This is a genomic window from Pseudoalteromonas nanhaiensis, from assembly GCF_051235485.1.
Lineage (GTDB): Bacteria > Pseudomonadota > Gammaproteobacteria > Enterobacterales > Alteromonadaceae > Pseudoalteromonas > Pseudoalteromonas lipolytica_C.
This window is the reverse complement of sequence record NZ_JBPNYQ010000033.1, coordinates 21,470-32,930: the sequence shown is the minus strand read 5'-3', so window position 1 is coordinate 32,930 and position 11,461 is coordinate 21,470. Positions and strand designations below refer to the sequence as shown.

Annotated in this window: 13 protein-coding genes; 5 read left to right on the top strand and 8 right to left on the bottom strand. The window is 42.3% G+C overall.

From position 1 onward, the window contains the following. Positions 1 to 192: 192 nt before the first annotated feature. Positions 193 to 1,281 (bottom strand): cell division protein ZapE, encoded by a 1,089-nt coding sequence (gene zapE, locus ACSFVZ_RS19215; RefSeq protein ID WP_135923445.1) that lies wholly within the window; start codon positions 1,279 to 1,281, stop codon positions 193 to 195. 178 nt (positions 1,282 to 1,459) lie between these two features. On the opposite strand from zapE, the gene ACSFVZ_RS19210 reads away from it, so the two are divergent. From ACSFVZ_RS19210 to ACSFVZ_RS19200, 3 genes are all read left to right on the top strand, one after another. After that, positions 1,460 to 1,903 carry a Z-ring associated ZapG family protein gene (locus tag ACSFVZ_RS19210; RefSeq protein WP_135923444.1) on the top strand — a complete coding sequence of 148 codons (444 nt, stop codon included), beginning with the start codon at positions 1,460 to 1,462 and terminating at the stop codon, positions 1,901 to 1,903. 123 nt (positions 1,904 to 2,026) lie between these two features. Beyond that, positions 2,027 to 3,379: a Do family serine endopeptidase gene (locus ACSFVZ_RS19205; protein ID WP_295510943.1), complete on the top strand. Its 1,353-nt coding sequence runs from the start codon at positions 2,027 to 2,029 to the stop codon at positions 3,377 to 3,379. Positions 3,380 to 3,477: 98 nt separating this feature from the next. Then, the gene (locus ACSFVZ_RS19200; protein ID WP_435559442.1) at positions 3,478 to 4,560 is read left to right on the top strand and encodes a trypsin-like peptidase domain-containing protein; all 1,083 of its coding nucleotides are present in this window, start codon (positions 3,478 to 3,480) and stop codon (positions 4,558 to 4,560) included. Between the two features lie 49 nt (positions 4,561 to 4,609). Here the strand turns inward: ACSFVZ_RS19200 and murA are convergent, their stop codons facing one another. Genes murA through mlaF form a run of 7 tightly spaced genes read right to left on the bottom strand, consistent with a single transcriptional unit; the run spans position 4,610 to position 9,266 of the window. Then, positions 4,610 to 5,869, bottom strand: coding sequence for a UDP-N-acetylglucosamine 1-carboxyvinyltransferase (gene murA / locus ACSFVZ_RS19195; RefSeq protein WP_135923441.1), 1,260 nt, complete (start codon positions 5,867 to 5,869; stop codon positions 4,610 to 4,612). Positions 5,870 to 5,884: 15 nt separating this feature from the next. Further along, positions 5,885 to 6,142 (bottom strand): BolA family protein, encoded by a 258-nt coding sequence (locus ACSFVZ_RS19190; RefSeq protein ID WP_065978178.1) that lies wholly within the window; start codon positions 6,140 to 6,142, stop codon positions 5,885 to 5,887. Positions 6,143 to 6,147: 5 nt separating this feature from the next. Continuing rightward, a complete protein-coding gene (locus ACSFVZ_RS19185) occupies positions 6,148 to 6,441 on the bottom strand; it encodes an STAS domain-containing protein (RefSeq protein WP_135923440.1) in 294 nt (97 codons plus the stop codon). Continuing rightward, a complete protein-coding gene (locus tag ACSFVZ_RS19180) occupies positions 6,434 to 7,111 on the bottom strand; it encodes an MlaC/ttg2D family ABC transporter substrate-binding protein (RefSeq protein WP_135926229.1) in 678 nt (225 codons plus the stop codon). Before ACSFVZ_RS19180 ends, ACSFVZ_RS19185 begins: the two co-directional genes overlap by 8 nt. 2 nt (positions 7,112 to 7,113) lie before the next feature. Further along, complete coding sequence (gene mlaD / locus ACSFVZ_RS19175; RefSeq protein WP_135923439.1) at positions 7,114 to 7,662, bottom strand: outer membrane lipid asymmetry maintenance protein MlaD; 549 nt, start codon at positions 7,660 to 7,662, stop codon at positions 7,114 to 7,116. Positions 7,663 to 7,675: 13 nt separating this feature from the next. Further along, a complete protein-coding gene (gene mlaE, locus ACSFVZ_RS19170; protein ID WP_135923438.1) occupies positions 7,676 to 8,455 on the bottom strand; it encodes a lipid asymmetry maintenance ABC transporter permease subunit MlaE in 780 nt (259 codons plus the stop codon). Further along, positions 8,448 to 9,266, bottom strand: coding sequence for a phospholipid ABC transporter ATP-binding protein MlaF (gene mlaF, locus ACSFVZ_RS19165; protein WP_135926228.1), 819 nt, complete (start codon positions 9,264 to 9,266; stop codon positions 8,448 to 8,450). The genes mlaE and mlaF overlap by 8 nt, the downstream gene beginning before the upstream one ends. A 247-nt stretch (positions 9,267 to 9,513) precedes the next feature. Here mlaF and ACSFVZ_RS19160 point away from each other — a divergent pair, with 247 nt between their 5' ends. After that, complete coding sequence (locus ACSFVZ_RS19160; protein ID WP_138558035.1) at positions 9,514 to 10,485, top strand: calcium/sodium antiporter; 972 nt, start codon at positions 9,514 to 9,516, stop codon at positions 10,483 to 10,485. 3 nt (positions 10,486 to 10,488) lie between these two features. Beyond that, on the top strand, positions 10,489 to 11,460 hold the full coding sequence (locus tag ACSFVZ_RS19155; RefSeq protein ID WP_138558036.1) for a KpsF/GutQ family sugar-phosphate isomerase: 972 nt from the start codon (positions 10,489 to 10,491) through the stop codon (positions 11,458 to 11,460). The last annotated feature ends 1 nt before the right edge of the window (position 11,461 follow it).

The following is an 11,461-nucleotide window of genomic DNA, read 5'->3' as shown; positions in this document are numbered from 1 at the left end:
AGCGAATGTTTACGATATGGTTTTACTTTCATGATTACTGACTCCAAAAAGGTGTCTACTTTTATGGAGTCAGATCAATCAAAAGCTTAAAAATAGAAAAATGAATGTAAAGCTACTTCAGTTCATTAACACAAATAACTAAACCACTATCTCGATCAGCTAAAAACTGACGGCTGAAAGCTGACAGCTCTACTACGCTAGATGCTCTCTCGCTAAATATTCTAGCGATTGCATTTCTTGCAATCGACTGATGCAGCGCTTAAATTCAAAATTTAAGTTACCTTCGCTATACAGCTCAGTTATGGGCTTTTCAGCAGAAATAATTAACGTCACATTACGCTCATAAAACTCATCAACTAACGCAATAAAACGGCGAGCTGCATCATCATTAGCTTGGCCGAGCGCTTTAACATTCGATAAAATAACAGTGTTATAGAGTCGGCTGATTTCCATGTAGTCGACTTGGCTTCTCGCTGTTTCGCACAACTCACTAAAGTCGAACATAACGATACAATCAGCTACCTTTCGCGTTTTTATCAATCGGCCTTCGATTTCAATCGCTTTATCGAGCACGCCAGGCTCTGGCGACAACTTATCAAAGTATTCAAATAAATTATCATCCGCTTGCTGATCAAGTGGGCTATGAAAAATTTCGGCTTGCTCAAGGGTACGTAAGCGGTAATCAACACCCGAGTCCACATTAACAATCTCGGTGTTAGCTTTTACTAGTTCAATAGCTGGTAAAAAACGCGCGCGTTGCAAACCGTTTCGGTATAGCTCGTCAGGTACAATGTTTGAAGTTGCCACTAATACGATACCGCGCTCAAATAACGCTTCCATCAGGCCACCTAACAGCATGGCATCAGTGATATCTTGAACAAAAAACTCGTCAAAACAAATAATATCTGTTTCTGCTTTAAAGATATCTGCAACCACATTTAATGGATTACTGGTATTTTTTAACTTTTTGAGCTCATCATGAACACGATGCATAAAACGGTGAAAGTGCACACGCATCTTACGTTCAGTAGGTAAAGCTTCGTAGAAAGTATCGACTAAATAGGTCTTACCTCTACCTACACCACCCCAAAAATAGAGCCCTTTTATGGCTGGCGTGCTATCTTTAGAGAAGAGTTTGGCAAACCACCCCTTAGCGGCTGGTTTCTCTGCCGTTAGGTCATCATAGAGCCTTTGCAAATGACGCACAGCATTTTCTTGTGCTGCATCATGTACAAAGTCTTCACGTTGTAAATCTTGTTGGTACTTCTGCCAAGGAGTCATAGGTCGTTACAATAAAACACAGTTAAATTTGCAGAGTATATTAACACGCATCGTATCTCAGGGTATATTAACCCGCAGTATGATTTCACAATCAAATTAAGCATATTTTAATAATGATTGGACTATAAGTGCTTTTACAGCATTTGTTTTTGTTATTTTTTCCCAAAGGGGTAGATTTATGGGCACAATTACCTGGGTAGGTATTCTTATCATCGTTGCAATTTCGGCATTTTTCATTGGTGCGTTTGTAACAAAGAAACAATTTAAGCAAGATGAGTTAGAACAACAAGTAGAGCAAGCTAATAATGCACTTGAGCAATACCGCCAAGATGTTGCCGATCACTTGGCAAGCACAGGGAAACTTGTCTCAAAGATGAAAGATAACTATGACCAGCTTCTCAACCATGTTGAAGAAACGAACAAACTATTATTAGCAGATAAAAAGCAACACCCTAACGAGCCGTTCTTTTCAAAAGAAACTACCGAGCAATTGCAAAGCTCATTACAAGACCGTCGTGGCGATCGCTCGAGTGCAGAAGCACAACCTGCAGACTATGTGGTCGGTGAAACAGGGTTATTTACTGGTTCAAATAAAGTTTCAGAACATTCTAAAGCCTCTTGATGAACTTTTTTTTGACCCCATAGTCTTTAGATATAACAGCTTTATATCTAAACCAAGAAAAGGGCTGCTTATGCAGCCCTTTTTAGTTTTTGCTTTATCTCTGATGTGGAGTAAACCCTGACTATGAAAATGAAATTATCTGTTATTAGTGCTGCTATTTTATCTTCAAGCTTATTGTTAGCGCCTGCAGTTTCAATGGCTAAATTGCCAGTGGCGGTAAATGGTCAACAGTTACCAACCCTTGCACCAATGTTAGAACAAATCACCCCTGGCGTGGTGAGTATTCAAGTTTCAGGCTCAAAAGAAGTTCGTCGTCGTCCAACACCGTTTGATGACTTTTTTGGCGTACCACGCGGCGGTAGTCAAAAACGTGAATTTAGCGGCCTAGGCTCAGGTGTGATCATTGATGCAGACGAAGGGTATATTGTTACCAATAACCACGTTGTCGAAGATGCAGAAAAAATGATTGTCACCCTTGAGGATGGTCGTGAGTACGAGGCAACCAGAATTGGCAGTGATAAAGAATCAGATATTGCATTGCTGCAAATTGATGCTGATGACTTAACTGAGCTAAAAATTGCCGACTCAGATAAACTGCGCGTGGGTGATTTTGCGGTAGCAATCGGTAACCCATTCGGTTTAAGCCACACAGTAACCTCTGGTATTGTGAGTGCGCTTGGTCGCAGTGGTTTAAACATAGAAGGTTATGAAGACTTTATTCAAACCGACGCGGCTATTAACCAAGGTAACTCTGGTGGTGCATTAGTAAACCTAAATGGTGAGCTGATTGGTATTAACACCGCAATTTTAGGCGCATCAGGTGGAAACGTAGGTATTGGCTTTGCTATCCCATCAACCATGATGAAAAACCTCGTTGATCAAATTATTGAGCATGGCGAAGTTCGTCGCGGTTCACTGGGCATTTCAGGTCGCCCGCTTGACGCTGGCCTTGCTAAAGCACAAAAACTTGATGTAAAACAGGGTGCCTACGTTATGCAAGTGATGGATGACACCGCAGCAAGTAAAGCGGGTATCAAAGCCGGTGACGTGATCATCAGCGTCGATGGCACTGAGATCAGCGGGTTCCATGAACTACGCAGCAAAATTGCTACGCTTGGTGAAGGCAAACGCGTAAAACTAGGTATTTATCGAGATGGTAAAGTTAAAATAGTAAATGTAACCCTTGATGGCGCAGCTTCACTAACAGCAGCTGGCGAAGAAACTCATCCAGCTTTCCAAGGTGCAACACTAGAGAACACTCAGAAGAGTGATGGTAAAGGAGTTGAAATAACCAGTGTGGCAGCTCGCTCTCCAGCTGCGCGGGTAGGCCTTGAAGAAGGTGACGTGATTATGCAAGTAAACCGTCAACGTGTTGAAACAATCCGCGACATGAATAAGATTATCGAAAACACTAAAGGTAATATCGTCCTAGGAGTAAAACGAGGTCGAGAGCTTATTTTTGTATTAATTCAATAATTTTATTTGATTTTTCATGAAAAAATAACAGTGGTGCTTGCCGCTGTTATTTTTTTTGTGCCATCATTAAATAATTGCTCATTGATAATAAGAATATTGTGCTAAAACTTTTGAAATTTATCCTACCGCCGCTTTTTACTGGTTTAGGTATCGCCTTCTTGGTCGTGCTTTTTAGCCCGAGTTTACGTAGCGCTTTATTACCCAACATGAATTTACCCGTTGCGATCAGCTCGCAGCACATGAGCTTTGCCGATGCAGTGCAACGTGCAGCCCCTTCTGTGGTAACTATTTTTTCCGAAAGCATTTCTAACCAACCACGCTACAAACGTCAAAACACTGTTCAGGCACTTGGTTCAGGCGTCATTATGTCGCAAGACGGTTACATTCTGACTAATTATCACGTTATTAAAAATGCCGACTTGATCATTATTACACTGGCAGACGGTCGTCGTTTTTATGATGTTCAAGTGATTGGCTTTGATAGTGAAACAGATTTAGCTTTATTAAAAATAAACGCTGAACACTTACCTGTCATTCCTGTTAATGACAGTTTTAAACCACGTGTAGGCGATGTTGTTTTAGCCATTGGTAACCCGCTTAATTTAGGTCAAACCATTACCCAAGGTATTATTAGCGCTACAGGTAAGCAAAACTTAATCGACAGCCCATACAGCAGCCTATTACAAATGGATGCCGCCATAAATGTAGGAAACTCAGGTGGCGCATTAGTTAATTCACGTGGTGACTTAGTAGGTATCACGTCGGCGCAATTCAAAACCCATGCAGATTTGGATATCCAAGGCATTTTCTTTGCAGTGCCCTACTCAATCGCTAAAGACATCATGGATATATTAATCAAACATGGTCGTGTTGTACGAGGTTATTTAGGTTTTAGAGGCACCGGCATAGATAGCACAGGCAAAGATGTTAGTGATAACTTTACGCCTGTAGCAGGAATGCGTATTACCGAGCTAGACCCGTTTGGACCGGCGTGGCAAGCAGGGATCAGAGAAACCGATATCGTAATTAAAATCGGCGGTATTTCGGTTGCTAACCCACAACTAGTTTTAGACAAACTAGCAAAAACTGAACCGGGCAATAAGCTAGAATTTGAAGTCTATCGTGATGGTGAGATATTAAAGATTATGGTTACTGTTGGCGAACTAGAGTCAAAATCTTAACCAAAAAAAAGCCTAACAGACGTTAGGCTTTTTTATAAGTATTAAGTTATTAGCTTGAACGGCGCTTAATATTAGCACCCAGCGCACTTAGCTTGTCTTCAATACGCTGATAACCACGGTCAACGTGGTAAATGCGATCAACAACTGTCTCACCTTGCGCCACAATACCAGTTAAAATAAGGCTTGCTGACGCACGTAAATCTGTCGCCATCACTTGCGCGCCCGATAACCTTTCTGTATCACCACAAATTGCTGTATTACCTTCTAAGCGAATATTTGCGCCCATACGCTGTAACTCAGGTACATGCATAAAACGATTTTCAAAAATAGTTTCAGTGATGGTAGCACTGCCCTTCGCTACCACATTTAAAGCGGTAAATTGCGCTTGCATGTCGGTTGGAAAGCCCGGGTGTGGCATGGTCTTAATGTTAACCGCTTTTAATTCACGACCACGCATATCAAGGTAAATACTGTTATCAGTCACTTCAACCAAAGCATTCGTGGCGCGTAACTTTTCAATCACGGGATCTAGGCTATGGTGATCTGTGTTTTTACACAATACTTCGCCGCCAGCCATTGCCGCAGCGACCAAGAAAGTACCTGTTTCAATGCGGTCTGGAAGAATACTGTACTCACAACCAGATAACGACTCAACACCTTCAATTTCGATGCGGCTTGTACCTGCACCGCTGATTTTAGCGCCCATCGCAATTAAGCAATTCGCAAGATCAGTGATCTCAGGTTCGCGTGCAGCGTTTTCAAGAACTGTTTTACCATCAGCCAGCGTTGCGGCCATGAGTAAGTTTTCTGTTGCGCCAACACTCACCATTTCCATGAAGATTTCGGCGCCTTTTAAACGACCATCAACTTTGGCATTGATATAACCATTTTCAACCTTGATCACTGCGCCCATGCGCTCAAGTCCTTGAATATGAATATCAACCGGGCGGGCACCAATGGCACAACCACCAGGCAGTGAAACTTGTGCTTCACCGAAACGTGCCACTAAAGGCCCCAGAGCAAGCACAGAGGCACGCATTTGTTTTACCAGCTCATACGGAGCTAAAGTTTTATCAACCGTCGCGCCATCGATGATCAGCGTATCTTGCTGCCATTCTACCGTTGCACCAAGCGTTTTAAGTAAAGCTTCGGTGGTGCCGATATCACGTAAGCGAGGTACGTTACTAAAGGTACTTTTACCTTGCCCAAGCAGTGCTGCAAACAAAATAGGAAGTGCGGCGTTTTTAGCGCCAGAAATAGTGACTTCACCTGCCAGCGAGGTGCCACCTTGAATAACAAATTGATCCATGAGGAGGCCCTGAAACTATTGAGGTAAAATAAATTTTTGTTCGCGTTTCCATTCAGTCGGCGTAAACGCTTTGATTGATACAGCGTGGATTGTACCGTCTGAGATTGTTGACATTAACGGAGCATAGACCAATTGTTGTTTCTTAACGCGCGTTAAACCGTCAAAACACTCACCAACAGCAATCACTTCGTAGTGGCTACCGTTTGCTTTAACAATCACTTCGTCTAGCTTTAATTCGTCGCGTAATAACGTTTCGACTTGGCTTGTTTCCATAAATCTCACTCAAATAAGGTTGTGACCTGTCCCAACTGCATCAAGTTTTGCAGTTGCTCAGGAATATTTTGCAATTCAAGGCGAATACCTTGCTGCTTTAATTCTGCGAAAGAGTGAATTAACCAAGCTAAGCCCGCCGTGTCAACCCTAGATACACCAGAAAGGTCAAAATACCACGTTTTGTGTGTAGATTGTGACTTGGTGTTCAGAAGGCGTTCATTGGCGATAGAGTTTCGGGTCAGTTCACCACTGACCCGAAACTGATTATCCTCGAGTTGAGTAATATCAACGTTACTCATCGCCACCTTCACCTCTAAACTGCACTGGTAGTTGGCTCTTTTGCTCAAGTAAGTCACTCACGTGTTCGATACCTTGTTGACGCAAAATGCCTTGTAATTCACTTTGTTTAGCGTCAAGCAGGCTTATACCCTCGGCAATCATGTCGTATGCACGCCAATCACCATCTCGGTCTTCACGCACTTTAAAGTCAATTTTAATATCAGGCTTACCTGGTTCCACAATTTTCGTTTTGACTAGTACCACATCTTGACCTTTAAAAGGCTGGGCTGGGCCAAACTCAACACTTTGGTTTGTATACTGCGTAAACACACCAGCGTATGTAGCAATTAGGTATTTTTGAAACACATCAATGAAGTGTTGCAAATCTTTGATTGCTTTTGCCTTTTCTTCTTTATCTTCGATTGCACGTACTTTTGATACATGGTTACCTAACACACGAAGTGCAGCGTACTTGTAGTCAATGTAAGGCATTAACTCTTCTTCTACGATCACTCTTAGATACTCTTTATCTTTGGCGATTAAAGGCTGATCTTTAGTAATACGTGCAAAGGTATTATCTGATACTTTGCGCACCATTTTGTATGGGTCTTTTAAATCGACCTCAGGCTCTGCAGCGTGTACACCTACCGTAAACACCACGCTTAAAGCGATTAGAAATTTTTTAAACATCATTATTCACTTCCTTGGTTGAACAAGAACTGACCTATCAGCTCTTCTAATACTAATGCTGACTTGGTATCGGTGATGTAATCACCATCAGCAAGCGCTTTACTTTCAACACCAAACAAATCATCTAAAGCAGCATCATCTTGAGCGGCTGTCACTTTTTCACCCATGCAGCGTTGCTCTGCAGAATCGGCAGCAATAACCGGGTTAATACCCAAGTACTGCTCCCCTAAAATACCTGATGTTAAAATAGAGATAGAGGTTGTATCTGAAAACTTACACAAATAGTTTGCGTCAATCGCCATGTTAACTACTGGCACAAACTCTTTTGGATCAATTGAAATTGACTCAACACGCCCCACAACAACTCCGCCGACCTTAATTGGCGCTCGGGCTTTTAACGAACCAATGTTTTCAAACTTGGCATTTAGTTGGTACGTTTCACCGCTACCACTAATGCCGGCATTTGCTACTTTGAATGCAAGCAATGCAAAAGCCGCAATACCTAGGGCTACAAAAAAGCCAACTAAAATTTCTAATTTCCGTGAATTCATCTTTATACCCTAATTAGCTGGTAAACATTACCGCTGTTAAAATAAAGTCAAAACCTAAAACTGCCAGTGATGAGTGTACAACGGTTTCTGTTGTCGCTTTACTTATCCCTTCAGAAGTAGGGATACAGTCATACCCTTTGTAAAGCGCAATCCACGTTACAATCAAGGCAAATACAAAGCTTTTAATCATGCCATTAACAATATCTTGCTGAAACGACACTTGCGCTTGCATGATTGACCAGAAACTACCTGAATCAACACCTAGCCAATCAACGCCAACTAAGTGAGCACCGATAATAGCAACAGCAGAAAATATCAATGCAAGCAATGGCATACTAATAAAGCCAGCCCAAAAACGCGGGGCAATAATGCGTTTTAGTGGGTCAATTGCCATCATCTCTAAGCTAGATAATTGCTCAGTGGCTTTCATCAAACCGATTTCAGCTGTTAGTGCACTGCCCGCGCGACCAGCAAATAATAACGCCGTGACCACAGGCCCTAATTCGCGTAACAAACTTAGTGCCACCAATGGCCCTAAGCTATCTTCAGCACCATAACCGACTAATACGGTATAGCCTTGTAAAGCGAGCACCATACCGATAAACAGGCCCGACACCATAATGATTAAAAGCGATTGTGAGCCGACCATATACAACTGACGGATCAGTAACGGCGTGCCTTTTTTGAAGTTTGGCATATTAACTAATGCGCCAAACAACATTTGCGTAGAGCGACCAAGCGCAGCAAAACGGCCTAACGTCTTGTGACCTAGCTTTTGAAACAGATCAAGCATTCGGTACTCCCAATAATTCATCATCATAAGCAGGAGCAGGATAATGGAATGGTACAGGACCATCCGATAATCCTTTTAAGAACTGCTGAACAAGCTCTGATTGATGATTTTGCATTTGCTCAGGTGAGCCTTCACCAATCACACCTTGATCAGCAATAATGATCACGTGATCTGCAATACTAAGCACTTCGGTTACATCGTGCGTTACAATAAGCGACGATAAACCTAACACCTCATTCAGTGATTTTATCAGCTTAACAAGTACCCCCATCGATATAGGGTCTTGGCCGGCAAAAGGCTCATCATACATAATCAGTTCGGGGTCAAGGGCTATCGAGCGAGCCAAAGCTGCACGGCGTGCCATACCACCTGATAATTCAGACGGCATTAAATCTTGTGCACCACGAAGACCTACAGCTTGTAACTTCATAAGGACTACAAGTCGAATTAAATCTTCACTAAGTTGAGTGTGTTCGCGTAAGGGGAAAGCGATATTGTCAAACACAGACATATCAGTGAATAAAGCACCACTTTGAAAAAGCATACTCATTTTAGTGCGGGCAGCATAAAGCTCCTTGCGAGACATGCTAGGAATACTATTGCCTTCGAACAAAATATCACCAGAATCAGGCTTAAGTTGACCACCTATCAAGCGTAACATGGTGGTTTTACCTATGCCGCTCGGTCCCATGATAGCGGTGATCTTGCCTTTCGGAATGTTAAAACTCATATTTTTATATATGATTCTATCGCCCCGTGAAAAGGTTACATCCTTGATTTCTACTATTGATTGCGACAAGTCGCTCTCCATAACGTTTTTCACTCGTTTTGCCATTTTAAAGTTTTTTTAGTCAAGATGGAAAAAACAATTCGTAAAATTTTGTAATATTTTCTATTCGCCAAATTAAACTCTACGCAGTTGCTCCTTAACCACACCTGAAATCTCATTCCTAAAAAACCGCGCTTTGTGCCTGCCAGCCTATTCTTTTACTTATACTTTCCTGCTCGCTTTTGTTACTATTTGCAGTCATCTGTTTCAGTAATGTTGGCGTATCACAATGGTGACTTCTTTTGTCATTTTAATTATTGGTTTTGCAGCACTTGTTTGGAGTGCCGATCGGTTTGTTTATGGTGCGGCTGCACTCGCAAAAAATATGGGGATCCCGACCCTAATCATAGGTTTAACGGTTGTTGCTATGGGTTCTTCAGCCCCTGAAATGATGGTATCTGCTTCTGCCGCGCTTGCCGGTAAAACTGATACAGCAGTAGGTAATGCTGTTGGCTCAAATATCACCAATATCTTACTTGTACTGGGTGTAACAGCACTACTTCGCCCTCTTTCTGTCTCGTCAATGACCTTAAAACGAGAAATGCCTTTAGTACTACTTGTCTCAATTGCGGCATGGTACGTGTTTTCAGATAACTACTTTTCGTTTGCCGAAGGTATCGCATTAGCTCTTGCCTTTGTTGTCTTCATCGCAGGCTTAGTGATTGTGTCTTTACGCGCTAAAAATCAAGACGATGACCCTTTCGTGAGCGAGGCATGTGAGGATGTTCCCGATAATGTCAGTACTAAATCAGCTATCCTATGGCTTGTTATCGGTATGATACTTTTACCTATCAGCTCACATTTTTTAGTCGAATCAGCCGTTGATATTGCTAAATACTTTGGCCTTTCAGACCTTGTAATTGGTTTAACAATTATCGCTATTGGTACCAGTCTACCTGAACTGGCTGCATGTATTGCTGGGGTATTGAAAAACGAAGATGATTTAGCATTGGGTAATATTGTAGGCTCGAACATTTTCAACCTACTCGCTGTTTTACCACTGGCTGGGATCATCAACCCATCGATTATCGACCCATCTGCAGCGAACCGCGATGCCCTTATCATGATTGCAGCTACTTTAGTGCTGATTGCCATGTCATTGAACTTTAAAGGTGCTCGCCGCATCAATAGAGTAGAAGGTGGCTTTTTGTTAGTCGCATTTATTGCATATCAAGGCTATATTTTTAGCCAAATAGGATAATCAATGACCCAGCTAAATTTTATTGCGCAAGGTAAGCGCGTTCTTGAAATTGAAGCGCAAGCTTTACACGAAATAGATCAGTACATCGATGAACATTTCGAGCAAGCTTGTCAGCTAATGTACCAATGCACAGGCCGTATCATCGTTATAGGCATGGGTAAGTCTGGCCACATTGGCAATAAAATAGCTGCCACATTAGCAAGCACTGGTACACCGGCATTTTTCGTTCATCCTGGCGAAGCAAGCCATGGCGACCTAGGGATGATCACTCGAGATGATGTAGTAATGTGCATTTCGAATTCGGGTGAAACCAGTGAAGTGTTAAGCATTATTCCTGTTATTAAACGAATTGGCGCAAAAATGATTTCGCTAACAGGTAACCCTGACTCAACAATGGCAAAGCTCTCTAATGTGCATGTTTGCATTAAAGTTAGCCAAGAAGCATGTCCACTGGGTCTTGCGCCAACGGCAAGCACTACAGCAACCTTGGTTATGGGTGATGCAATGGCTGTTGCTTTACTCGAAACACGTGGCTTTACAGCCGATGACTTTGCATTATCTCATCCCGGAGGCAGCCTGGGTAAGCGCTTGTTGCTTACATTAAACGATGTAATGCACAGTGGTGATGCAACACCAATAGTGCACGAGTCGCAAAGCATTAAAGATGCGCTTATTGAAATGTCTGCGAAGGGGTTAGGTATGACAGCCGTGGTCGCGGAAGACCAAAAACTCTGCGGCTTATTTACGGATGGTGATTTACGTCGTATTTTAGAGCAACGTATTGATATTCATAGTACCGCCATTAGCCAGGTCATGACGCGCTCATGTACTACAGCGAGTGCAGAGATGCTGGCTGCTGAGGCGTTAAATATTATGGAACGCAAACGTATCAACGGCTTGATTGTAATCGATAAAAATAATACACCGATTGGCGCGCTTAATATGCAAGACCTATTAAAAGCAGGAGTTCTGTAAG